Annotated in this window: 19 protein-coding genes; 6 read left to right on the top strand and 13 right to left on the bottom strand. The window is 62.6% G+C overall.

Annotated elements, in window-relative coordinates; translation table 11 throughout:
• Positions 1-138 precede the first annotated feature (138 nt).
• The 3 genes from mfd to NY023_RS08935 are packed head-to-tail and all read left to right on the top strand — an operon-like array spanning position 139 to position 7,483.
• Positions 139-3,588 (top strand): transcription-repair coupling factor, encoded by a 3,450-nt coding sequence (mfd, locus tag NY023_RS08945; protein WP_316927893.1) that lies wholly within the window; start codon positions 139-141, stop codon positions 3,586-3,588.
• A 9-nt stretch (positions 3,589-3,597) separates the two neighbouring features.
• The gene (locus tag NY023_RS08940; protein WP_013971723.1) at positions 3,598-4,170 is read left to right on the top strand and encodes a CsiV family protein; all 573 of its coding nucleotides are present in this window, start codon (positions 3,598-3,600) and stop codon (positions 4,168-4,170) included.
• A gap of 4 nt (positions 4,171-4,174) precedes the next feature.
• The gene (locus NY023_RS08935) at positions 4,175-7,483 is read left to right on the top strand and encodes a DEAD/DEAH box helicase (protein ID WP_013971722.1); all 3,309 of its coding nucleotides are present in this window, start codon (positions 4,175-4,177) and stop codon (positions 7,481-7,483) included.
• 109 nt (positions 7,484-7,592) lie between these two features.
• Here the strand turns inward: NY023_RS08935 and NY023_RS08930 are convergent, their stop codons facing one another.
• The 5 genes from NY023_RS08930 to NY023_RS08910 all read right to left on the bottom strand — a co-directional run bounded on the left by NY023_RS08930 (position 7,593) and on the right by NY023_RS08910 (position 12,274).
• Complete coding sequence (locus NY023_RS08930; protein WP_013970314.1) at positions 7,593-8,546, bottom strand: IS110 family transposase; 954 nt, start codon at positions 8,544-8,546, stop codon at positions 7,593-7,595.
• Positions 8,547-8,781: 235 nt separating this feature from the next.
• Positions 8,782-9,780 (bottom strand): beta-N-acetylhexosaminidase, encoded by a 999-nt coding sequence (nagZ, locus tag NY023_RS08925; RefSeq protein ID WP_013971721.1) that lies wholly within the window; start codon positions 9,778-9,780, stop codon positions 8,782-8,784.
• 194 nt (positions 9,781-9,974) lie between these two features.
• The gene (gene nagZ, locus NY023_RS08920; RefSeq protein ID WP_169774649.1) at positions 9,975-10,973 is read right to left on the bottom strand and encodes a beta-N-acetylhexosaminidase; all 999 of its coding nucleotides are present in this window, start codon (positions 10,971-10,973) and stop codon (positions 9,975-9,977) included.
• A 22-nt stretch (positions 10,974-10,995) separates the two neighbouring features.
• Positions 10,996-11,520 (bottom strand): L,D-transpeptidase, encoded by a 525-nt coding sequence (locus NY023_RS08915; protein WP_013971719.1) that lies wholly within the window; start codon positions 11,518-11,520, stop codon positions 10,996-10,998.
• A 40-nt stretch (positions 11,521-11,560) separates the two neighbouring features.
• The gene (locus tag NY023_RS08910) at positions 11,561-12,274 is read right to left on the bottom strand and encodes a TetR/AcrR family transcriptional regulator (protein WP_013971718.1); all 714 of its coding nucleotides are present in this window, start codon (positions 12,272-12,274) and stop codon (positions 11,561-11,563) included.
• 215 nt (positions 12,275-12,489) lie between these two features.
• Between NY023_RS08910 and lexA the strand changes: the two genes are divergently transcribed.
• Both lexA and sulA read left to right on the top strand, forming a co-directional pair.
• A complete protein-coding gene (gene lexA / locus NY023_RS08905) occupies positions 12,490-13,098 on the top strand; it encodes a transcriptional repressor LexA (protein WP_004376420.1) in 609 nt (202 codons plus the stop codon).
• Positions 13,099-13,111: 13 nt separating this feature from the next.
• The gene (gene sulA, locus NY023_RS08900; protein ID WP_013971717.1) at positions 13,112-13,588 is read left to right on the top strand and encodes an SOS-induced cell division inhibitor SulA; all 477 of its coding nucleotides are present in this window, start codon (positions 13,112-13,114) and stop codon (positions 13,586-13,588) included.
• Between the two features lie 49 nt (positions 13,589-13,637).
• Here the strand turns inward: sulA and NY023_RS08895 are convergent, their stop codons facing one another.
• The 7 genes from NY023_RS08895 to NY023_RS08865 all read right to left on the bottom strand — a co-directional run bounded on the left by NY023_RS08895 (position 13,638) and on the right by NY023_RS08865 (position 22,091).
• Positions 13,638-13,871 carry a hypothetical protein gene (locus tag NY023_RS08895; protein ID WP_004376430.1) on the bottom strand — a complete coding sequence of 78 codons (234 nt, stop codon included), beginning with the start codon at positions 13,869-13,871 and terminating at the stop codon, positions 13,638-13,640.
• Between the two features lie 50 nt (positions 13,872-13,921).
• On the bottom strand, positions 13,922-14,437 hold the full coding sequence (locus NY023_RS08890) for a DUF6586 family protein (protein ID WP_013971715.1): 516 nt from the start codon (positions 14,435-14,437) through the stop codon (positions 13,922-13,924).
• A 187-nt stretch (positions 14,438-14,624) separates the two neighbouring features.
• A complete protein-coding gene (gene topA, locus NY023_RS08885) occupies positions 14,625-17,234 on the bottom strand; it encodes a type I DNA topoisomerase (RefSeq protein ID WP_013971714.1) in 2,610 nt (869 codons plus the stop codon).
• Between the two features lie 100 nt (positions 17,235-17,334).
• Positions 17,335-17,586, bottom strand: a complete 252-nt coding sequence (locus NY023_RS08880; RefSeq protein ID WP_023661154.1) for a DUF1653 domain-containing protein — start codon at positions 17,584-17,586, stop codon at positions 17,335-17,337.
• Between the two features lie 77 nt (positions 17,587-17,663).
• The gene (fadA, locus tag NY023_RS08875) at positions 17,664-18,839 is read right to left on the bottom strand and encodes an acetyl-CoA C-acyltransferase FadA (protein WP_013971712.1); all 1,176 of its coding nucleotides are present in this window, start codon (positions 18,837-18,839) and stop codon (positions 17,664-17,666) included.
• A gap of 31 nt (positions 18,840-18,870) precedes the next feature.
• Positions 18,871-21,018 (bottom strand): fatty acid oxidation complex subunit alpha FadB, encoded by a 2,148-nt coding sequence (gene fadB, locus NY023_RS08870; RefSeq protein ID WP_013971711.1) that lies wholly within the window; start codon positions 21,016-21,018, stop codon positions 18,871-18,873.
• 635 nt (positions 21,019-21,653) lie between these two features.
• Complete coding sequence (locus NY023_RS08865; protein ID WP_013971710.1) at positions 21,654-22,091, bottom strand: hypothetical protein; 438 nt, start codon at positions 22,089-22,091, stop codon at positions 21,654-21,656.
• 110 nt (positions 22,092-22,201) lie between these two features.
• Here NY023_RS08865 and NY023_RS08860 point away from each other — a divergent pair, with 110 nt between their 5' ends.
• Positions 22,202-22,642, top strand: coding sequence for a universal stress protein (locus NY023_RS08860; RefSeq protein ID WP_013971709.1), 441 nt, complete (start codon positions 22,202-22,204; stop codon positions 22,640-22,642).
• 125 nt (positions 22,643-22,767) lie between these two features.
• Here NY023_RS08860 and NY023_RS08855 read toward each other — a convergent pair whose 3' ends face one another.
• Positions 22,768-24,696, bottom strand: a complete 1,929-nt coding sequence (locus NY023_RS08855) for an ATP-binding cassette domain-containing protein (RefSeq protein ID WP_024086579.1) — start codon at positions 24,694-24,696, stop codon at positions 22,768-22,770.
• Positions 24,697-24,915 lie beyond the last annotated feature (219 nt).

Here is a 24,915-nt window from a genome sequence, read left to right as displayed (position 1 = left end):
GACGCCCCAACGCGTTGCGGGCAATGAGTGCCTGTCGCGGCCACGCAAGCCAGCGTTCATGCCCTTTCGAACCTGACAGCCGGCACCGTCACCGGTACAATCGATCTCTTTGCCGCAACGCTTGGAGTGCAATCTCCCGTGTCAGTTCTGCGCCTACCGCAAATGTCGGCCACGGCCGGCAAACAAACCTGGGGCAATCTACCCGGTGCCGCCCTCAGCCTGGCCATCGCCGAGGCCGCCAGCAGCGCGGGCCGCTTCACTTTGCTGCTGACTTCCGACAGCCAGGCTGCCGATCGTCTGGAACAGGAACTTCGCTTCTTTGCCCCGGACCTGCCGGTGCTGCCGTTCCCTGATTGGGAAACCCTGCCCTACGACCTGTTCTCGCCGCACCAGGACATCATTTCCCAGCGCATCGCCAGCCTCTACCGCCTGCCCGAGCTGAGCCACGGCATCCTCGTGGTGCCGGTCACCACCGCCCTGCACCGCCTGGCGCCGACCCGCTTCCTGCTGGGCAGCAGCCTGGTGCTGGACGTGGGCCAGACCATCGACGTGGAGCAAATGCGCCTGCGCCTGGAGGCCAGTGGCTATCGCTGCGTCGACACCGTCTACGAGCATGGCGAGTTCGCCGTGCGCGGCGCGTTGATCGACCTGTTCCCGATGGGCAGCAAGCTGCCCTACCGTATCGACCTGTTCGATGACGAGATCGAGACGCTGCGCACCTTCGACCCCGAGACCCAGCGCTCGATCGACAAGGTGGATTCGGTGCGCCTGCTGCCGGCGCGCGAGTTCCCGATGCAGAAAGAGGAAGTGACCCGCTTCAAGGCGCGCTTCCGCGAGCGCTTCGATGTCGACTTCCGCCGCAGCGCGATCTTCCAGGACCTGGCCAGCGGCATCATCCCCGCCGGCATCGAGTACTACCTGCCGCTGTTCTTCGAAGAAACCTCGACCCTGTTCGACTACCTGCCGGCCGACACCCAGGTGTTCTCGCTGCCCGGCGTGGAACAGGCCGCCGAACACTTCTGGAACGACGTGCGCGGGCGTTATGAAGACCGCCGTGGCGACCTGAGCCGGCCGCTGCTGCCGCCGGCCGAGCTGTTCCTGCCGGTGGAAGACTGCTTTGCCCGGCTCAAGCAATGGCCACGGGTAGTGGTCAGCACCGAAGACCTCGACCCGGGCGTGGGTCGCGAGCGCTTCCCGGCACGCGCCCTGCCCAACCTGGCAATCGAAGCCAAGGCCAACCAGCCCCTGGCCGAACTGGCCAACTTCCTCGACCAGTTCCCCGGCCGGGTGTTGTTCACCGCCGAATCGGCGGGCCGCCGCGAAGTGCTGCTGGAGCTGCTCGAGCGGCTGAAACTGCGCCCGCATACCGTCGACGGCTGGGCCGACTTCATCACCGGCAGCGAACGCCTGGCAATCACCATCGCCCCACTGGACGAAGGCCTGCTGCTGGACGACCCAGGCCTGGCCCTGATCGCCGAAAGCCCGCTGTTCGGCCAGCGGGTCATGCAGCGCCGGCGCCGCGACAAGCGCGGCGAAACCGCCAACGACGCGGTGATCAAGAACCTGACCGAGCTGCGCGAAGGCGCGCCGGTGGTGCACATCGACCATGGTGTGGGCCGTTACCTGGGCCTGGCCACCCTGGAAATCGACGGCCAGGCCGCCGAATTCCTCACCCTGGAGTATGCCGAGGGTGCCAAGCTGTACGTGCCGGTGGCCAACCTGCACCTGATCGCCCGCTACACTGGCAGCGACGATGCCCTGGCACCGCTGCACCGGCTGGGCTCGGAGGCCTGGCAGAAGGCCAAGCGCAAGGCCGCCGAACAAGTGCGCGACGTCGCCGCCGAACTGCTCGATATCTATGCCCGCCGCGCCGCGCGCAAAGGCTATGCATTTGCCGACCCGTCCGCCGACTACGCCACCTTCAGCGCCGGCTTCCCGTTCGAGGAAACCCCGGATCAACAGGCTGCCATCGAAGCCGTGCGTGCCGACATGCTGGCGCCCAAGCCGATGGACCGCCTGGTGTGCGGCGACGTCGGCTTCGGCAAGACCGAAGTCGCCATGCGCGCAGCGTTCATCGCCGTACACAGCGGCCGCCAGGTGGCCGTGCTGGTACCCACCACCCTGCTCGCCCAGCAGCACTACAACAGCTTCCGCGACCGCTTTGCCGACTGGCCGGTGACCGTGGAGGTGATGAGCCGCTTCAAGTCGGCCAAGGAAGTGGCCAACGCCGCCGCCGAGCTGGCCGAAGGCAAGATCGACATCCTTATCGGCACCCACAAGCTGCTGCAGGACGATGTACGCTTCAAGGACCTTGGCCTGGCCATCATCGACGAAGAGCACCGCTTTGGCGTGCGCCAGAAGGAACAGCTCAAGGCCCTGCGCAGCGAAGTGGACATCCTCACCCTCACCGCCACGCCGATCCCGCGTACCCTGAACATGGCGGTGGCGGGCATGCGCGACCTGTCGATCATCGCCACGCCACCGGCGCGCCGCCTGTCGGTACGCACCTTCGTCATGGAGCAGAACAAGAGCACGGTCAAGGAGGCGCTGCTGCGCGAGCTGCTGCGCGGTGGCCAGGTGTACTACCTGCACAACGATGTGAAAACCATCGAGAAATGCGCCGCCGACCTTGCCGAACTGGTGCCAGAGGCGCGCATCGGCATCGGCCACGGGCAGATGCGCGAGCGCGAGCTGGAACAGGTGATGAGCGATTTCTACCACAAGCGCTTCAACGTGCTGGTGGCCTCGACCATCATCGAAACCGGCATCGACGTGCCCAGCGCCAACACGATCGTCATCGAGCGTGCCGACAAGTTCGGCCTGGCCCAGCTGCACCAGTTGCGCGGCCGTGTTGGCCGAAGCCACCACCAGGCCTACGCCTACTTGCTGACGCCAACCCGGCAGAAGGTCAGCGCCGACGCCGAAAAACGCCTGGAGGCGATCGCCAACACCCAGGACCTCGGTGCCGGCTTCGTGCTGGCCACCAACGACCTGGAGATTCGCGGCGCCGGTGAGTTGCTGGGCGAAGGCCAGAGCGGGCAGATCCAGGCGGTGGGCTTTACCTTGTACATGGAAATGCTCGAACGCGCGGTCAAGGCGATCCGCAAGGGCACCCAGCCCAACCTTGAGCAGCCGCTGGGCGGCGGACCGGAAATCAACCTGCGCCTGCCGGCACTGATCCCCGAGGACTACCTGCCCGACGTGCATGCACGGCTGATCCTGTACAAGCGCATTGCCTCGGCTGCCGATGAAGAAGGCCTCAAGGACATGCAGGTGGAAATGATCGACCGCTTCGGCCTGCTGCCCGAGCCGACCAAGAACCTGATGCGCCTGACCTCGCTCAAGCTGCACGCGGAAAAGCTCGGCATCAAGAAAGTCGACGCCGGCCCCAACGGCGGCAAGATCGAGTTCGAGGCCGAGACCCCGGTCGACCCGCTGACCCTGATCAAGCTGATTCAGGGCCAGCCCAAACGCTACAAGTTCGAAGGCGCCACCCAGTTCCGTTTCCTGGTGCCCATGGAACGCCCCGACGAACGTTTCAATACCCTGGAGGCGCTGTTCGAGCGCCTGACCCCACAGCCTGCCTAAGGAAGACCCATGCGTGCCATCCGTTGCCTGACCCTGCTGCTGGCGCTGTTCGCCCCGGCCGCCTTCGCCGAAGGCCTGTATCAGGTAGAAATGATCCTGGTGCGGCAGAACAGCGTGCCCGCCTTTACCAGCCCGTTCGCCCCGGAAGACTGGAGCGCCGGCGCTCCGCGCCTGGAAAAGGACGCCGAGCGCCGTCTGGCGCTGGAAGACGAAGCCACCCGCCTGGAAGCCACCGCCGACTACACCGTGCTGCTGCACAAGGCCTGGCAGCAGCAAGTGGGCAGCGAGCCCAGCCGCATCGCCTTGGGTGAAGGCGTCGAGCAGTTTGGGCACTTCCCCATCGAAGGCAACCTGAGCATCGCCGAGGGCCGTTTCATCGCGGTCGAGGCCAATTTCTGGGTCAACCAGCTGGACGGTAACGGCAGCGTGCTGCAAAGCGAGCAGTTCAAGCAGAGCAACAGCAACGTCAAGGGCGGCCAGCTGACCTTCCTCGATGGCGGGCACCTGGCGGTGCTGCTGAAGGTGACACCACCAGGTACGCCTAAAATGCCGGTAATGGACCCGGAGATGATGGAGCAGTGATGCAATGAGCCGTGACGCTCTCCAGTTGCTGCGCGAGTACCCGAACTGGACCCAGTCGTTCACCGGCCCGGTCCTGCAACGCGGCGAGCGTTACGCCCGGGAAGACCGGGTAGAGATCGAAAGCTGCATCGGCGCGCTCGTCGAAGCCAGCTGTCGTGGCAGCGAGGGCAGCCCTTATCGGCAGAAGATAACCCTCACCGCCCTGGCTGGCCGCTGCCATGTACGCGGCCAGTGCAGCTGCCCCGTGGGGCATAACTGCAAGCATTGCGCCGCCGCGCTGTTCGTCCTTAGCGAACAACAGGCAACGATAAAAAGTCATGGTGACGCATTACCGGCCGATCTGCAGCGCTGGCTGAAAGGTCTCGAACAGCCTGCGCAGGAGCCTGCCGAAACCCAAGACAAACGTGGGCGCATGGTTTGCTACCAACTCAGGCTGACCGATGAGCCCGGCTGCGCGCTGCGGGTACGCAAAGGCACTCGCGAAGACCAGGGCGTTCGCTATAGCCGTGTGCAGTCACTCTACGATTTCCTTTACGAACCCCCGCGCTTCGTCAAGGAAGACGATATCCGCATCTTGCGCCTGCTTTCGGCGCTCAATCAGGCCGGCAGCCAGGACCGCGGCTACCAGCTCAAAGGCCGGGAAGGCGGCGAACTGTTCCAGCGCGCGCTGGATACCGGCCGCATGCTCTTTGACGAAAACAAGCCCCTGCTGCGCGAGGGCCCTACGCTTGCGGCCGAGTTTCGCTGGGTGCGGCTGGACAATGGTCACTATCGGGGCATCTGGTACCACGGTGAAACGCCGCTGAACTGCGTGATTGCGCTGCTGCCACTTTACTATTTCGATTTCACCGGCAGCGTGGTGGGCAAGCTCGAGCACAGCCTCGATCCGCACATTGCCCTGCAACTGACCATCGCTCCTGACGTTCCGGAACACCTTGTCGTGCCCCTCAGCCACAAGCTCAACGCCTTGAACCACCAACTCCCTACGCCGACCACGCTGGACGAACAACTCATTGACGACCTGCAACCCAGGCCGTACCTGACCCTGGGCAGCCTCGAATTCAGCGCCTACATGCCCAAGACCGGCCGCATGCAACGGCAGATGCAACACCGTGCCGCGCTGGCATTCGACTACGACGGCCTGCGAACCAGCGGCAGCGACGACAAGCCGCTGACCCGCCTGGTCGGCGATACCTGCCAGCGCATCCGCCGCCAGCCCCAGGCCGAACAGGCGCTTCGCAAGGTGCTGCGCGACCTCGGTTTCAAGGCCGCCACCCGGCAGAGCAAGGCCCTGCCAGACAGTGCCGGCGAGATGCTCCAGTTGCCCGATGACGAAGCCTGGCTGCGCTTTGCCCGAGAAGGCCTGCCGCGCCTGCGCGAAGCAGGTTGGGACATCGACATCCACCGTGACTTCGCTTTCAACCTGCAGGAGGTGGATGACTGGTACGCCACCATCGACGAAGCGCCCGGCCATGAATGGTTCGACCTGGAGCTGGGCATTGTGGTCGATGGCCAGCGCCACAGCCTGCTGCCGATCGTGCTGCAGCTGCTGCGCAGCAACCCGGAACTGCTGCGCCCTAGCGAACTGGCCCGGCGCAGTGACGACGAGCACCTGCTGATCGACCTCAACCGTGGTCGCCTCGATGCCCCGGCCCTGCGCGTTGCCTTGCCCTATGGCCGCATCAAGGCAGTGATGGGCACCCTGGGCGAACTGTACCTGCACGAAGACGCCGCTGGCCCCTCCCTGCGCCTGGACCGTGCCGATGCCGCACGCCTGAATGAAATCGACAGCCTTCCTTTGCACTGGGAAGGTGGCGAGCATGTACGCGACCTGGGCCGACGCCTGCGCGATGCCCGTGACTTGCAGGTAGAACCGCCGACCGGGTTGCAGGCAAGCCTGCGCCCTTACCAGCAACAGGGCCTGAACTGGCTACAGGCGCTGCGCGAGATGGGCACCGGCGGCATCCTCGGCGACGACATGGGGCTGGGCAAGACACTGCAGGCCCTGGCACACCTGCTGCTGGAAAAACAGTCCGGGCGCCTGAGCGCTCCAGCCCTGGCGGTGATGCCGACCAGCCTGGTGCCCAACTGGCTGGACGAAGCCCAACGCTTCGCCCCCGGGCTGCGCGTGCTGGCCCTGCAAGGCCCGGGGCGCAGCAAGCATTTCGCCAAATTGCACGAATACGACCTGGTCCTGACCACCTATGCCCTGGTGCCGCGCGACCTCGAGCACCTGCGCGCCCATGCCTGGCATGTGCTGGTGCTGGACGAGGCGCAGAATATCAAGAGCAGCACTAGCAAGGCCGCCCTCGCAGTTTGCGAGCTGCGGGCCAATCAGCGCGTCTGCCTGACCGGCACGCCAATGGAAAACAACCTGGGCGAGCTGTGGTCGATTTTCCACTTCCTCATGCCTGGCTGGCTGGGTGACCTGAAGCGCTTCAACCAGGACTACCGCACACCGATCGAGCGCCACGGCGACAGCGAGCGCATGGCCCACCTGGCCAGCCGCATCCGCCCGTTCCTGCTGCGCCGCACCAAGGAGCAGGTGGCGACCGAGCTGCCGGCCAAGACCGAGATGGTGCACTGGGTCGAGCTTAGCGATGCCCAGCGTGACACCTACGAGGCCGTGCGGGTGGCCATGGACAAGAAAGTCCGCGATGAAATCGCCCGCAATGGCGCCGCGCGCAGTCAGATCGTCATCCTCGACGCCCTGCTCAAGCTGCGCCAGGTATGCTGCGACCTGCGCCTGGTCAAAGGGGTGGAAAGCAAAGGCAACCAGGCCGACAAGGGCAAACTGGGCGCGCTGCTGGAAATGCTCGAAGAGTTGCTGAGCGAAGGGCGCCGGGTGCTGCTGTTCTCGCAGTTCACCTCGATGCTGGCGTTGATCGAGCAGGAACTGGAGAAGCGCAAGATTCGCTACAGCCTGCTGACCGGCGACACCCGCGACCGGCGCACGCCGGTGCAGCAGTTCCAGCAGGGTGACAGCGAAGTGTTCCTGATCAGCCTCAAGGCGGGTGGCGTGGGCTTGAACCTGACAGCCGCGGACACGGTGATCCACTTCGACCCCTGGTGGAACCCGGCCAGCGAAAACCAGGCTACCGACCGCGCCTACCGCATTGGCCAGGACAAGCCGGTATTCGTGTTCAAGCTGATCACCCGGGGAACGGTGGAAGAAAAGATCCAGCTGTTGCAGCAGGAGAAGGCGGCGCTGGCGGCGAGCCTGCTGGATGGCGGGCAGGCCGGGCAATGGCGGCTGGGGGATGAAGAGATCGAAGCGCTGTTTGCGCCGCTGCCCGGGAAGCGCGGGCGGTAGCCCAGAATCCTTCGCTGCCTGTACCGGCCCCTTCGCGGGTAAACCCGCTCCCACAGGGAGATCAGTGCCCTCAAGGGCGGTGCCGTACCTGTGGGAGATTCTATGGTTTTCAGCAAGCCAGTTTCGCGCCTTTAGTGACGTATTCGTCCTGATTTTTCATCAGGGCGAATGCCACCCGCGCGAGCTTTCTTGCCAGGATTACCAACGCTTGGGTTGTTGCTTTACCACTGCTCCGATGCTGTTCGTAAAGCCCTTTCCAGGCTGCCGATCTGCTGGCCGCCATCGCAGCGTTGTGCAATAAGCGACGAATTTCTGAACAACCTCGCTTGGTGAGGCGACGTCGCCCATTCTTCTGTCCGGAATCACTGACTCGTAAATCCATTCCTAGGAATGCAATGTACGAGTCACTGCTTTTGAACTCGCCCCTTGTAAAAGCCATCACCAATGCTGCGGCGGTGAGAAAACCAATGCCCTCTACTGCCTGGCAGCGAGCGACTTGTTCCTGCAGCCCAGCGTCTCGCAGTACTTCTTTAATCTTCTTTTGAATCAACTGATCCAGCCGATCTATCGACTTCACAAAAGTTTCGAAGGCGGCTTTCAAAAGGCTTTCGTTAGCCCAGCTCTGAGTCATTGCAGTACGAGCAGTCACCAAGGCGGCTCTGCGTCGCAAGAGGCTCTGAAGCTTGCCGTAGACAGCGGGAGGCGGGCTCCAAGGGCGAAGGTCCTCGCCTTCATTTTTTAAAAAACGGGACAGCAACCGAGCATCGGAGGGGTCGGTTTTAACCCGTCCCCCAACACTCTTCCGGTAGTTGCTCAATTGAAAACCATCGATGACATAGACCTCGAAGCCTAGGCTGTGGGCCAATTCAACCAGGTCCAAGTGATAGACGTTGGTCGCCTCAACAGCGATAGCGGTGTTGAGGGGTTGTTGCTTGAGCCACCTTCTGATCTCGAGTTTGGAGTTTTTGAGCCTGATGATCTCGTCGCGATCATCGTGGTGGATAACCAGCTCAGCTTTCGCGACATCCGCACCCACGATCAACTTACCTACCTGCATTGCCATGGGCCGCTCCTCACGTTATGGTTTTTCGGCTTGAAGGGGTTTCACCAAGAGGCGCTGGCTTGTTTCTATCGTCGCTTGCAAACGATGCATTCTTTATCGGCGCTTTGGTGGAAGGGGTGGGGCGATGTCTCCCACGGTCTGTACTGCTGTGAACAGTCAGAATCGGGCATTTAGTCCCACCACCCCTTCAAGTCTAACCATACAAGCGGGCATGCCCGCGAAGGGGCCGGCGCGGTCAATCGACCAACTGCGCCTCTCGCAACGCCCCCAACGCCTCCAGCCACCGCGGCTGCTGGCGATAGTCAGTGCGCGCAAAACTGAAGCCTCGCATCCGAGCAAGGCGCGGCGATGGCTTGACTTTCAAGCGCTGCGCAGCCAGCAGAGCGAGCTCTGCCGAAGCCCGGTCATTACATACCAGGCCCACGTCACATCCCGCACCGAAAGCAGCCTCGACGCGACCAGCAACATCTCCGACCACATGGGCACCGGCCATGGACAGATCATCACTGAAAATCACGCCATCGAAGCCAAGCTCCCCCCTGAGAATGTCCTGAAGCCAGCGCCTCGAAAAACCGGCGGGCTTACTATCGACCTGGGGATAGATCACATGTGCAGGCATCACTGCCGACAGCTGGCGTGCCAATCGGGTAAATGGCACCAGGTCCGTCTTGCGCAGTTCATCCAGGCTGCGATCATCTACGGGAATGGCCACATGCGAATCGGCCTCAGCCCAGCCATGCCCAGGAAAATGCTTGCCGCATGCTGCCATGCCCGCTGCAGTCATGCCACGGATGAACGCCCCACCCAGCTGAGTAACACGCTGAGGATCACCATCGAAGGCACGCGCACCAATGACCGCACTGCGCCCATGATCCAGATCGAGCACTGGAGCAAAACTCAAATCCAGCCCGATCGCCAGCACCTCGGTTGCCATCAACCAGCCACAATGCCCGGCCAAACGCTCGGCATCATCGCTCTGGGCGATCTGCCGCATGGATGGCAACCTGACGAACCCTTCACGCAAGCGTTGCACCCGCCCACCTTCCTGATCGACCGCAATGATCAGGTCAGGGCGCAAAGCACGTACGGAAGCGCACAGCTCCCGCACCTGACGCGGGTGGGCAATATTACGAGCAAAGATGATCAAACCAGCTACTTCAGGCTGGAGCAATAACCGACGATCCTCAGGTGTCAGCCCCGTGCCTTCGATATCGACCATCAAGGCCCCCTGCATACAAACTGTCATTACAAAATCCTCTAATCGAATATCAGAAACCCATTACGGGCGAAGCGGAGAAATCTCCGCTTTGCCCGAGTCTCTGGAATGCGTGCTGCCTGGTACACCGGGGCACATTTCCCGGTGTACTCACGCAATACGCACATCGAAAACGCAGGATCCTGTCTCGGACCGAGCAGGGTGGAGACTCGTCAGTCGACCAGTTGAGCGTCCTTCAACGCGGACAATGCCTGCTGCCAACGAGGCTGCTGACGATAGTCAGTCCGCGCAAACCCTTGCCCGCGCATGCCTGCGATGCGTGGCGAAGGTTTTACCTTCATGCGTTGTGCCGCACTCAGTGCCAGCTCCGCAGCCGCCCGATCATTGCAAACCAGCCCCATATCACAACCGGCGCTCAGTGCTGCTTCGATGCGGCTCGCCGCATCCCCGACAACATGTGCGCCGGCCATCGACAAATCGTCACTGAAGATCACCCCGTCGAAACCCAGCTCGCCACGCAGGATGTCCTGCAACCAGCGCCGCGAGAAGCCAGCCGGCTGGTTGTCAACCTGCGGGTAGATGACATGCGCCGGCATCACTGCCGCCAATTGCCCGCTCAGGCGGGTGAACGGCACCAGGTCGGCCTGGCGCAGCTGTTCGAGGCTGCGCTCATCGGTCGGGATGGCCACATGCGAGTCCGCTTCGGCCCAGCCATGCCCCGGGAAGTGCTTGCCACAAGCCGCCATACCCGCCGCATTCATGCCACGGATGAACGCCCCGGCCAGTTGCGTGGCACGCAGCGGGTCACCCTCGAAGGCGCGGCTGCCCACCACGGCGCTGCGCTGGTGGTCCAGGTCGAGTACCGGGGCAAAGCTGAGGTCCAGGCCAACCGCCAGCACCTCGGTCGCCATCAACCAACCGCACTGCTCGGCCAGGTACTCGGCGTTGTCATTGTCCGCTATCGCCCGCATGGCCGGCAGGCGCACAAAGCCCTGGCGCAGGCGCTGCACCCGGCCGCCCTCCTGGTCCACCGCCAGGATCAGGTCGGGCCGGATGGCACGGATCGACGCGCACAGTTCACGCACCTGGCGCGGGCTGTCGATGTTGCGGGCAAAAATGATCAGGCCAGCCACTTCAGGTTGGCGTAGCAGGTGACGGTCTTCGGCGGTCAGCCATTTACCGGCGATATCCACCATCAGGGAGCCTTGCAGGCTGACAGTCATGGGTAATCCTTCATTGAAGACTGAGAGAAGCCCACTGGGGGCAGGCGGCCTGCTCGATGCGCACCGGGCAATGGGCCGGCACCTGCTCGAACAGGCTTAGCAAATCGATGTTGCGCAGGCGTATGCATCCATGGGACAGCGCTACGCCCAAGGGTTCCGTATCCGGGGTGCCGTGCAGGTAGATATAACGGCGGAAGGTGTCGACCGCACCCAGGCGGTTGACACCCGGCTCGCAGCCACTAAGCCAGAGGATGCGGGTGAGGATCCAGTCCCGGCCGGGGTATTGCGCATGCAAGGCCGGCGACCACACCTCGCCGGTCCAGCGCCGCCCGGCCAATACCGCATTCAGCGGCAAGCCCGCGCCGATCTTCGCTCGCACCTGGTGCAAGCCACACGGCGTGCAACCCGAGCCGTTGCGCTCGCCGGCGCCGTTGCGCGCCGTTGAAACCGGCAGGCGTACGCGCAGCTGGCCATCGGCAAAACCATAAAGGCGCTGATCGGCGAGGGAAATGTGCAGGAAGTCGAGGTCAGGCATGGGCGCTAGCTTAGCCGAAGCGCCCTGCCCCGCCCAGCCTTCAGGCCTTGGCGGTGGTGGCGCCTGCGCTGGTCTTGGTGCGCGGGCGCAGCTGCGCGGCGGCCATGGCGTCGTCGGTTACACCGCTATCGGCACGCATGCCCGCAGCCAGGAACGGCACCATCAGGCGCATTACCTGCTCGATCGAGGTATTGATGCCGAAATCGGTTTCGGCAATCGCCCGCAGGGCCTTGATACCAGACATGCTGAAGGCGGCAGCACCAAGCATGAAGTGCACGCGCCAGAACAGCTCCAGCGGAGGAATGCGCGGCGCGGCCTCGTTGACCAGTAGCATGTAGCGGCGGAACACCTTGCCGTACATGTCTTCCAGGTAACGCCGCAGGTGGCCCTGGCTCTGGCTGAAGGCCAGGCCCAGCAGGCGCATGAAGATCGACAGGTCGTTGTTGCTGCGCGGCTGCACGGCCAAAGCCTGCTCGACCAGCATTTCCAGCAGCTCCTCGAGGCTCGGCTTGTGCTCAGGCTTGGCCTGGCGCCGCTCCAGCTCACGTTCGAGGCTGGCGCAGAACGGCCCGAGGAAGCGCGAAAACACTGCCTGGATCAGGGCCTTCTTGGAGCCGAAGTGATAGTTGACCGCCGCCAGGTTGACCCCGGCCTTGCTGGTAATCAGCCGCAACGAGGTTTCTGCGAACCCCCTTTCCGCGAACAGCTGCTCGGCAGCATCGAGAATGCGTTCAACGGTTTCCGATTGGGCCATGACTACTCCGACTACTCCGCCAGACAAACAGGTGTTTGAAACATACGTTTCAGCCCTGCTTCTGTCAAGGCTCGGTGACCGGCCGGTCGCCATTTAAAAGCGCCAGGAGGGCGGCTGCAAGCGCCATTGCTGCTGTTTATTGCAGGTTTTGGCTTGCAGCGCATCCAGTACTGTATATAATTCCAGTCACTGTACAAAAAGACAGAGCGCTCACCATGTTGAAACTGACGCCACGCCAAGCCGAAATTCTCGCGTTCATCAAGCGTTGCCTGGAAGACAACGGCTTCCCGCCGACGCGCGCCGAGATTGCTCAGGAGCTGGGCTTCAAGTCGCCCAACGCCGCCGAGGAACACCTCAAGGCCCTCGCCCGCAAGGGCGCGATCGAGATGACCCCGGGCGCCTCCCGTGGTATTCGCATCCCCGGCCTGGAAGCCAAGGCCGAAGAAAGCGGCCTGCCGATCATCGGCCGGGTTGCCGCCGGTGCGCCGATCCTTGCCGAACAGCACATCGAGCAATCCTGCAACATCAACCCCGACTTCTTCCACCCCCAGGCCGACTATCTGCTGCGCGTACACGGCATGAGCATGAAGGACGTCGGCATCTTCGATGGCGACCTGCTGGCGGTACACACCTGCCGCGAAGCCCGCAATGGCCAGATCGTCGTGGCCCGCATCGGCGACGAAGTCACCGTCAAGCGCTTCAAGCGCGAAGGCAGCAAGGTGTGGCTGCTTGCCGAAAACCCCGAATTCGCCCCCATCGAAGTCGACCTGAAAGAACAGGAGCTGGTGATCGAGGGCTTGAGCGTCGGCGTCATTCGCCGCTGATCCAGGAGGCGTCATGCAGCAGTTCATTCACGTACCCGAGCAAGCTCAGTTGCCATTGTTCGAAGCATTCCTCGCCCAGCCCGTACTGCCTGGCCTGAAAGCCAGCGAAGTGGCGCGCAAGAGCAGCCAGCCCGAGCTGTTCAGCGAACTGTCGCTGCGCGGAGCCCCCGGGCATTGCCAAAGCCTGCTGGCACCCGTACTGCGCGAACTGAGCGAAGAGGACGAGACCCGCTGGCTGACCTTGATCGCCCCGCCGTCGAGCCTGACCCAGGCCTGGCTGCGCGATGCCGGGCTCAACCGTGAACGCATCCTACTGCTGCAACCTCGTGGCAATCAAAGCCCGCTTCAACTGGCCTGCGAAGCCTTGCGTCTGGGCCGCAGCCACACCGTCGTCAGCTGGCTGGGCAATGTCAACGCCACTGCGCGCCAGCAATTGCTGCGCGCTGCCAGTGCCGGAAACGCACAAAGCCTGAACATCCGCCTCGGCTGATGTTCAGGCTTTGCCTGTCACTGCATGAAACCTGATGCCCTGCTGCACCTCAGTGCAGCACACGCGGCCCTTCATCACGCTCAAGCTCGCCATCCATCAGGCGACCGGCCATCTGTACGCCCACGCTGAGCATGGCCTTGGCCACTTCCACATGCTGACCCTGCAGGAACGCCTTGGCGTCTTCCGAGAAATCCAGGGTTACCAGAGAGCCCTCATCCTCGGCGCGACGCAGTTCGATGCGGCCATCAGGCAACTCGACAATTTCCAGAAACGACGTAGACATAAATGGCAGTTCTCCGCGAAAGGCCAGCATTGTACCAGCCGTAGCAGCTATCAGCACTCACTCAACGCGTCACGGAAACGTCTCACCAGGCCTTTGAGGTCGCTGCGCCAGCTTTCCAGTTCGGCACGCGACAGCGCCGGATGCTCGGGCTCATCGAGATTGACCGCCTGGATCAATGGCTGGGTAACGTCGGTTTTCGGCGTTTTTTTCGCGACCGGTGGTCGGAACAAATCGGCATAAGCACCAAGCATTTGTGCCAGCCAGGTTTCGCGCTGGCGGGCCAGCTCCAACAGCTCGGCCACTTCCGGGATGGCGATGCCATTCAGGGCATCGTCGGCCAGTGCCTGCTCGACCGTTGCAACAACTGGCAGGCGGTAGAAGCCACCAATTTCATGACACAGGCCCAGCAATGCGCCGTAGAGATGGAACAGCGCCGACTCGCGTTCGGCCTGGACCAGGCCTTGTGCATTCATGGCCTGGCTTTGTTCGGCCTTGGCCATGGACTCCAGGGCGAGGCCGGCAAAGAACAGTTTCTGATTGGTGCGGGTGTAGAGTTCCTGGGCCATTTCAGTGACCTCCCTAAGGCTGCAAGGCGGATAGCTGCATCATAAATGATTGGGGCCGCTTTGCGCCCCTTCGCAGGCTTGCCTGCCCCCACAGGAATTGCATCAAGCCCAAGGCCTGCGCTGTACCTGTAGGAGCGGGCAAGCCCGCGAAGGGGCGCAAAGCGGCCCCAATTACAGCACTGACAGATCAGCGCTTGTCTTCAACCTTCCACGCATTGCCGTCGTAGAACGCCTTCCAGCCGGTCGGCTTGCCATCAACCTCGGACTGCACGTACTGCTCCTTGGTCTTGCGGCTGTAGCGGATCACTGCAGGGCGGCCTTCCGGGTCTTTCTGCGGCGCATCGCACAGGAAGTGGTACTTCGGATCAATCTCGTGTTTGTGTGGAACGATTTCCAGCACCAGCGGTGCACGGGTTTCGCGATTCTTGGGGAACTGGCTGGCTGCCAGGAACAGCCCCGAAGCGCCATCACGCAGCACGTAGGTATCGTCGACCTTCTCGCACTTGAGCTCTGGCATGTCCACCTTGTCCATCTTCGGTGGCGCCGCCTCGCCGCTCTTGAGCAGTTTGCGAGTGTTCTTGCACGCCGGGTTGGTGCAACCGAAGAACTTGCCGAAGCGGCCAGTCTTCAACTGCATCTCGCTGCCACACTTGTCGCACTCCAGGCTCGGCCCTTCGTAACCCTTGATGCGGTAGTTGCCTTCCTCGATCTCGTAGCCAGCGCAATCCGGGTTGTTACCGCAGATGTGCAGCTTGTGCTTCTCGTCCAGCAGGTAGGCATCCATCGCCGTGGCGCAGATCGGGCAGCGGTGCTTGCCCAGCAACACGCGGGATTCCGATTCGCCCTCGTCGTCGGCGGCAATCTCGTCGCCCGGCACCAGGTTGACGGTGGCCTTGCAGCGCTCTTTCGGCGGCAGGCTGTAGCCCGAGCAACCGAGGAACACGCCGGTGGAAGCGGTGCGGATCATCATCGGCCGGCCACATTCCTTGCACGGAATGTTGGTCATGGTCGGCTGGTTGGCACGCATGCCGTCTTCGTTGGACTCGGCAGTCTGCAGCTTCTTGCTGAAATCGCCGTAGAACTCGTCGAGCACGTTCTTCCAGTCACGCTCGCCCTGGGCCACGTCGTCGAGGTTCTCTTCCATGTCGGCGGTAAAGCCGTAGTCCATCAGGTTGGAGAAGCTTTCGGACAGGCGCTCGGTGACGATGTCGCCCATCTTCTCGGAATAGAAGCGGCGGTTGTGCAGAGTCACATAGCCACGGTCCTGAATGGTCGAAATGATCGCCGCATAGGTCGACGGGCGACCGATGCCACGCTTTTCCATTTCCTTGACCAGGCTGGCTTCGGTGAAGCGCGCCGGTGGCTTGGTGAAGTGCTGGCTCGGGTCGATCTGGATCAGCTTCAGCGCTTCGCCCTGGACCATTTCCGGCAACACGTCGTCTTCGCCAGGCTTGCTCTGTTGCGGCAGCACACGGGTGTAACCGTCGAACTTGAGGATACGGCCCTTGGCACGCAACTCGAAGTCGCCTGCAGCCACGGTGACGCTGGTGGACAGGTATTGCGCCGGCGGCATCTGGCAGGCCAGGAACTGGCGCCAGATCAGCTCATACAGGCGCTCGGCGTCACGCTCCATGCCACTGAGCTTGCTCGGGTGGGTGTTTACGTCGGAAGGACGAATCGCTTCGTGCGCCTCCTGGGCGCCTTCCTTGCTGCCGTACACCAGCGGTGCCTCGGGCAGGTACTGCTTGCCGAACTCGCGCTCGATGTAGCTGCGCGCCATATCCAGGGCGTCGGCCGACAGGTTGGTCGAGTCGGTACGCATGTAGGTGATGTAGCCGGCTTCGTACAAGCGCTGGGCCATCATCATGGTTTTCTTCACACCGAAGCCCAGGCGGTTGCTGGCGGCCTGCTGCAAGGTGGAGGTAATGAACGGTGCCGAAGGCTTGCTGCTGGTCGGGCGGTCTTCGCGCTTGACCACGCTGTAGCTGGAAGCCTTGAGCTTCTCCAGCGCGGCCATGGCCTGGGCTTCGTTCAGCGGCTTGAAGGCCTCACCCTTCTCGCGGGCCACTTCGAAACGCACCTTGGCGTTCTTGGCGGTGCCGAGGTCGGCGTGGATTTCCCAGTACTCTTCCGGGATGAACGCGCGGATTTCACGCTCGCGCTCCACCACCAGCTTCACCGCCACCGACTGTACACGGCCGGCGGACAGGCCACGTGCGATCTTGGCCCACAGCAGCGGCGAAACCATGTAGCCGACCACGCGGTCGAGGAAACGCCGCGCCTGCTGCGCGTTGACCCGGTCGATATCCAGCTCGCCCGGCTGCGAGAAGGCTTCCTGGATGGCCTTCTTGGTGATTTCGTTGAACACCACGCGCTTGTAGCGGGTGTCGTCGCCGCCGATGGCCTCGCGCAGGTGCCAGGCAATGGCTTCCCCTTCGCGGTCCAAGTCGGTTGCGAGATAGATGGTGTCGGCATCCTTCGCCAGGCGGCGCAGCTCTTCGATCACCTTTTCCTTGCCAGGCAGGATCTCGTACTTGGCCTTCCAGCCGTGGTCGGGGTCGACGCCCATGCGTGCCACCAGCTGGCGGCGGGCCTTTTCCTTCGGCGACAGGGCCGGAGCCTCACCCGCGGCCTTGCCACGCTTGGCGGCTGGCTCTTTGCTGGCGCTGGCCGAACCGCTGGTGGGGAGGTCTCGGATATGGCCGATACTCGACTTCACCACGTACTGGTTGCCCAGGTACTTGTTGATGGTCTTGGCCTTGGCCGGGGATTCCACAATGACCAGCGATTTGCCCATGGATCGGAGTATTCCTGAATCTGAAGATGAAAAACGCGTCAGGTGCCAGACGCGGCACCGCTATATATAGTGGCAAAAGTGTGAGGTCAAGTTCGGACTATCACTCGTGCGACTTGCCCAGCAACCCGGGCAGCCCCTCTTCGGCCTTGACCAAAGCAAAGCGTGGCACCTGCTCGCCGTCAACCTCGACGGACTCCTGGAACATCGAAAGTGGCCGTACCCAGAAGCTGTAATCACCATACAGGCATTGGTAGAACACCATCCACTCTTCGCTCTCGGAGTGCCGCGCAACACTGAAGACACGGTACTCAGGCCCTTTGTAATGCCGGTATACGCCTGGTTGTATCTGCATGTTGCCCACCCTCTTGAATAAAACCTGTAAAAAACAAAACCGGGGCACAAGGCCCCGGTCGCTGTCCCGCTACGCGATCAGACGCGTTCGAAGACAGTGGTGATACCTTGGCCGAGGCCGACACACATGGTCGCCACCCCCAGGGTACCGCCATTCTGCTTCATGACGTTGAGCAGGGTGCCGGAAATCCGTGCCCCGGAGCAACCGAACGGGTGGCCCAAGGCAATGGCGCCGCCGTGCAGGTTAACCTTCTCATCCATCTTGTCGAGTACTTTCAAGTCTTTCAGCACTGGCAGGGCCTGTGCAGCGAAGGCTTCGTTGAGCTCGATGAAGTCGATGTCGGCCATGGTCAGGCCAGCACGCTTGAGGGCTTTCTGGGTCGACGGCACCGGGCCGTAGCCCATGATTGCCGGATCGACACCAGCTACCGCCATGGAACGGATGACCGCCAATGGCTGGATACCCAGGTCCATGGCGCGCTGGCCGGACATGACGATCATGCACGATGCACCGTCGGTGATCTGCGACGAGGTACCGGCAGTGACGGTACCGCCTTTCGGGTTGAACGCCGGCTTCAGCGACGCCAGGCCTTCGAGGGTGGTTTCCGGGCGAATGGTTTCGTCGAAATCGAACACCTTCAGGAAGCCGTTCTCGTCGTAGCCCTGCATCGGGATGATTTCATCCTTGAACTTGCCTTCTACCGTGGCCTTGTGGGCCAGCTGGTGCGAACGCAGGCCGAACAGGTCCTGCTGCTCACGGGTGATGCCGTGCATCTTGCCGAGCATTTCCGCGGTCAGGCCCATCATCCCGGAAGCCTTGGCGGCATGCAAGGACAGGTGCGGGTTGGGGTCGACGCCATGCATCATGCTGACGTGGCCCATGTGTTCCACGCCACCGACCACGAATACATCACCGTTGCCGGTCATGATCGCCTGGGCGGCGGTGTGCAGCGCGCTCATCGACGAGCCGCACAGGCGGCTGACGGTCTGCGCCGCGGAGGTGTGCGGGATCTGGGTCATCAGCGAGGCCATGCGGGCGATGTTCCAGCCCTGCTCGAGGGTCTGGTTGACGCAGCCCCAGATCACGTCCTCGACTTCTTTCGGGTCGACCTTGTCGTTGCGTTCCAACAGCTTGCTGATCAGGTGCGCCGACATGTCTTCGGCGCGGGTATTGCGGTGCATGCCACCCTTGGAGCGGCCCATCGGCGTGCGACCGAAGTCGACAATCACCACGTCTCTTGGATTCAGGCTCATATCAAATCTCTCGCTCTAGCTCGTTGACCGCTCAGTTGAAGAAGCGCTGGCCGTTCTTGGCCATTTCACGCAGCTTGGCGGTCGGGTGGTACAGCGGCCCCAGGTCGGCGTATTGATCGGCCAGGGCAACGAATTCGGCCACACCGATCGAGTCGATGTAGCGCAGCGCACCACCGCGGAAGGGAGGGAAGCCAATGCCGTAGACCAGGCCCATGTCGGCTTCGGCAGCGGTTTCGACGATGCCGTCTTCGAGGCAGCGCACGGTCTCCAGGCACAGCGGGATCATCATCCAGTTGATGATGTCTTCGTCGGTGACTTCACGCTGCTCGAAGACGATCGGCTTGAGCACGTCGAGCACGGTGGCGTCGGCGACCTTCTTCGGCTTGCCGCGCTTGTCGGTTTCGTAGGCGTAGAAGCCCTTGCCGTTCTTCTGGCCCAGGCGGTTGGCCTCGTAAAGTGCGTCAACGGCCGAGCGGCGCTCGTCCTTCATGCGGTCCGGGAAGCCTTCGGCCATCACGTCGCGGCCGTGGTGGCCGGTGTCGATGCCGACCACGTCCATCAGGTACGCCGGGCCCATCGGCCAGCCGAACTTTTCCATGACCTTGTCGATACGCACGAAGTCGACACCGGCGCTTACCAGCTTGGCGAAGCCGCCGAAGTACGGGAACAGCACGCGGTTGACCAGGAAGCCCGGGCAGTCGTTGACCACGATCGGGTTCTTGCCCATTTTCTTGGCGTAGGCCACGGTGGTGGCAACCGCCACTTCACTGGACTTCTCGCCACGGATGACTTCCACCAGCGGCATCATGTGCACCGGGTTGAAGAAGTGCATGCCGACGAAGTTTTCCGGGCGCTTGAGCGCCTTGGCCAGCAGGTTGATGGAAATGGTCGAGGTGTTGGAAGCGAGGATCGCATCGTCCTTCACCTGGGCTTCCACTTCAGCCAGCACGGCCTGCTTGACTTTCGGGTTTTCGACCACGGCCTCGACGACGATGTCGACATTGGCGAAATCGCCATAGGACAGGGTCGGGCGAATGGCGTTGAGTGCCTCGGCCATCTTGGCCGGGGTCAGGCGGCCCTTCTCGACGCGATTGCCGAGCAGCTTGGAGGCCTCGTTCAGGCCCAGCTGGATGGCTTCCTCGCGGATATCCTTCATCAGGATCGGGGTGCCCTTGACCGCCGACTGGTAGGCGATGCCGCCACCCATGATGCCGGCGCCGAGCACGGCGGCCTGCTTCACGTCGTGGGCGATTTCGTCATGCGCCTTGGCCTTGCGCTTGAGTTCCTGGTCGTTGAGGAACAGGCCGATCAGGCTTTCGGCAACCGAGGTCTTGGCCAGCTTGGCGAAGCCTGCGGCTTCCACTTCCAGGGCCTTGTCACGACCGAAGTTGGCAGCCTTCTGGATGGTCTTGATGGCTTCGACCGGGGCTGGGTAGTTAGGGCCGGCCTGGCCGGCGACGAAGCCCTTGGCAGTCTCGAAGGCCATCATCTGCTCGATGGCATTGAGCTTGAGCTTTTCCAGCTTGGGCTGGCGCTTGGCCTTGTAGTCCAGCTCGCCACTGATGGCGCGCTTGACCAGGTCAAGGGCACCGGCCATCAGCAGTTGAGGCGCGACCACGGCGTCGACGGCACCCACTTTCAGGGCGTCCTCGGCACGGTTTTCCTTGCCGGCGGCGATCCATTCGATGGCGTTGTCCGAACCGATCAGGCGCGGCAGGCGCACGGTACCGCCGAAGCCCGGGTAGATACCCAGTTTGACTTCCGGCAGGCCAATCTTGGCGCTGGTGGACATGACCCGGTAGTCGGCGGCCAGGCACATTTCCAGGCCGCCGCCCAGGGCGATGCCGTTGATGGCGGCGACGGTCGGCACTTCGAGGTCTTCGAAGGCGTTGAAAATGCGATTGGCTTCCAGGTTGCCGGCGACCAGTTCGGCCTCGGGCAGCTTGAAGTTGTCGACGAACTCGGTGATGTCGGCGCCGACGATGAACACGTCCTTGCCACTGCTGACGATCACGCCCTTGACCGAGGCGTCGGCCTTGATGGCATCGACGGCCTGGCGCAGTTCGTTCAGGGTCAGGCGGTTGAACTTGTTGACGGACTCACCCTTGAGGTCGAACTTGAGCTCGACGATGCCACTTTCAAGAGCCTTAACCGTGATGGCTTTACCTTCGTAAATCATCAACTGATCTCCACGATATGGAAGCTGAACTGTACACGCCGATCGCTGCAGCAAAAGCAGGCCTAGCTGCCCTGCCCCAGGCACACCCGTCAGCGCGCTAGTCGGAAGTATGGCTTGGCGTCATGACATACAAACGCTCAATTCATACGCCCGTTTGATTTGGGTGTGCACACATTCTCCGAAAAGATCGGCGTTGTCAAATGCTCGCGAGCAAGGTGAAAACACGACTTTCCGGTCATTTTGTAGCGTCCCGGTACAAAACATGATGACAGTGATTGCTGACCATTCATGTCGGCGATTGACCATGAACCGCAGAAGAATGGTGCAGCTTTTACCTTGCGCGGCGGCCTTGAACGGCTACACTGGCACTTGCTTGAATGCATACCCGGCCTGCCTGGCCTTTTCTGCGCAGCAGAACGCAAAGCGGCGACTTGGCACCCCACCCCTTCAGGGGTCGGCCAAGCCGCCGCTTTGTCGTTATGTGCTTGCCTTCGGATGAGAAGACCAATGGGAGGGCTTAGCGGGGCCCTGTGGGAGCGGGTTTACCCGCGAACACCGGCAAAGCCGGTGCCATCCACCGAGTCGCCTTTTTCGCGGGTAAACCCGCTCCCACAGGGGCCGCGCAAAGGCAAATTTCAGGCCAGGGTTTCGAGGACGTGGGCAATATCCTGCAACACAGCGGTATCACCCCGCTCGGTCCAGTACAGCGCGATCATCCGGGCATCGGCCTCGACCTTGTAGACACTCGCCGGCAAGCGCGCCAAGGCCTCCATGAAGCGTGGGTCCTCGCAGGGCTCACGCCACTGGTTCCACCACACCCCCGGGGTGATCTGCCAGAAGCTGAAGCTGTCCTCATGCCCGCGGCGACGGGCCCGGTGGTATTGCGGGCACGGGCTTGGCGGTTCCTTTTCCAGCCAGTGCGGCCACTGCTGCGGCGCCAGCTGCATGGCCAAACCCATGCGCCGAGCCTCCAGGCGCAGCTTCATCTGCTCGCTCTGCTTGCGCGAGGTGCGCAGCCAGGAAAGCGGGCTGAGAATCAGCGCGAGGATTGACACCACCAGCAATACCGTCATATCAGTAGTTCCCATAAAACGTTGCAAATGAGCTGGTTAGCCATTTTTCACGGAAGACCCGCCCGAAAGCGACCATACTTCTTCTATCGCGATTGTCAGGAGTTCCGCTCATGTCCTACGAACATCTTCTGGTCGCCGTCGACCTGACCGAAGAATGCGACCCGGTGATCAAACGCGCCATGGCGCTGGCCGCGCCGTCGAATGCCAAGGTTTCGCTGGTACACATCGTCGAGCCGATGGCCATGGCGTTCGGCGGCGACGTGCCGATGGACCTGTCGCAGCTGCAACAGCAGCAGTTCGACCAGGCCAAGGAGCGCATGGACCGCCTGTTCAACAAATACCCGGACATCCACCGCGGCGACTCGCACCTGACCTATGGCCAGCCGCGCCAGGAGATTCACCAACTGGCCAAGGACCAGAAGTGCGACCTGATCGTGGTCGGCAGCCATGGCCGTCATGGCCTGGCGTTGCTGCTGGGGTCCACGGCCAATGACGTGCTGCATGGGGCGCCCTGCGATGTACTGGCGGTGCGCTTGCAGAAGAAGGAATGATTCAACCGGTGCCGGCCCTTTCGCGGGTGAACCCGCTCCCACAGGTACTGCACCGCGTTCAACAGCGGTGCGGTCCTTGTGGGAGCGGGTTCACCCGCGAACAGGCCGGGCCAGGCTAACGCCGATCAGCCTTCCAGCTCGGCCCAGCGCTCCACCAGCACATCCAGCTCACCCTGCAGCTTCTCGATCTTGGCCAGCACTGCCGAGGTTTCCGCAATCGGCCGCTGATAGAAGCCCGCCGCATTCACTTCTTCCTGGGCCTCGGCCATGCGCTGCTCCAGCTCGTCGATCTGCCCCGGCAGCATTTCCAGCTCACGTTGCAGCTTGTAGCTGAGCTTCTTCTTCGAACCATCAGCCACCACTGCAACCTGCGCAGGCGCCGGCTTGGCCTCTACCTTCTCCACCACCGCGCTGTTGAGCTCGGACTTGCCGCCCTTGCTCTCGGTCACGCCCAACAGCTTCGGCGAGCCCCCTTGGCGAATCCAGTCCTCGTAACCACCGACGTATTCACGCACCTTGCCCTCGCCTTCGAACACCAGGGTGCTGGTGACGACGTTGTCGAGGAAGGCCCGGTCGTGGCTGACCATCAGCACGGTGCCCTTGTAGTTGGACAGCACCTCCTCGAGCAGCTCGAGGGTTTCCACGTCCAGGTCGTTGGTCGGCTCGTCAAGCACCAGCAGGTTGGCCGGCTTGCTGAACAGCTTGGCCAGCAACAGCCGTGCACGCTCGCCACCCGACAGCGCCTTTACCGGCGTACGGGCACGCTGAGGGCTGAACAGGAAATCGCCCAGGTAGCTCAGCACATGGCGGTTCTGGCCGTCGATCTCGATGAAGTCCCGGCCTTCGGCCAGGTTGTCGATAACGGTCTTTTCCAGGTCGAGTTGGTGGCGCATCTGGTCGAAATAGGCCACTTCCAGCTTGGTGCCGCGCTCGACCTTGCCTGCGGTCGGCTCCAGGTCACCGAGCATCAGCTTTAGCAACGTGGTCTTGCCGGTACCATTCGCGCCCAGCAGGCCGATGCGGTCCTCACGCTGCAGGACCATGGAGAAGTCCTTGACCAGCACAGGCCCTTCCGGGTGATGGAAGCTGACGTTCTCCAGCACCATTACCTGCTTGCCGGACTTTTCCGCCGCCTCGATCTGGATGTTGGCCTTGCCCTGGCGCTCGCGGCGTTCGCTGCGCTCCACGCGCAGGGCCTTCAGTGCGCGTACGCGGCCTTCGTTGCGGGTACGGCGGGCCTTGATGCCCTGGCGAATCCATACCTCTTCCTGGGCCAGACGCTTGTCGAACAACGCGTTGGCGGTTTCCTCGGCGGCCAGTGCGGCCTCCTTGTGCACCAGGAAGCTGGCATAGTCGCCGTTCCAGTCGATCAGGCCGCCGCGGTCCAGTTCCAGGATGCGGGTGGCCAGGTTCTGCAGGAACGAACGGTCGTGGGTGATGAACAATACCGCGCCATTGAAGCCGCGCAGGGCCTCTTCGAGCCAGGCGATGGCACCGATGTCCAGGTGGTTGGTCGGCTCGTCGAGCAGCAGCAGGTCGGGCTCCGACACCAGCGCCTGGGCCAGCAGCACGCGGCGGCGCCAGCCACCGGACAGTTCGGCCAGGGTCTTGTCGGCCGGCAGCTGCAGGCGGCTGAGGGTGCTTTCCACCACCTGCTGCAGGCGCCAGCCGTCACGGGCTTCCAGCTCGTGCTGGACGTGCATGAGTTTTTCCAGGTCTTCATCACCCTGGATGTTCAGGCTCAGGTGATGGAACTGCGCCAGCAGATCGCCCACACCATCCAGGCCTGCGGCCACCACATCGAACACCGTGCGCTCGTCGGCCACCGGCAGCTCCTGCGGCAGCTCGCCGATCTTCAGGCCCGGGGCACGCCAGATTTCGCCGTCGTCGCCCTTCTGCTCGCCCTTGACCAGGCGCAGCATGCTCGACTTGCCGGTGCCGTTGCGGCCGATGATGCACACCCGCTCGCCACGAGCGATCTGCCAGGACACTTTGTCCAGCAGCGGCATGGCGCCGAATGCGAGGGACACATCGCTGAATTTGAGCAGGGTCATGTTGGTCTCCATAAATCGGGCGCGCATTCTACCTGACTTGGCCCCCGACGGCATCCGCCTGGTCATCCGGCAAGGGCTTTGCGACATCTGGTCGAACTTAATATCCCGATACAAGCACAGTGCTTTCACCCGCCGCCGGCAAACAGCTAAGCTAAGGCAATAGCTTCCAACAGTGCTGGCTCCGCCGTCACTTCCCCATGGTTCAACTGCCCGGACGTA

This window comes from Pseudomonas sp. NBB (assembly GCF_032701105.1).
Lineage (GTDB): Bacteria > Pseudomonadota > Gammaproteobacteria > Pseudomonadales > Pseudomonadaceae > Aquipseudomonas > Aquipseudomonas asiatica.
The sequence above is the reverse complement of the archived record's forward strand: the minus strand, read 5'-3'. Positions and strand labels throughout refer to the sequence as shown.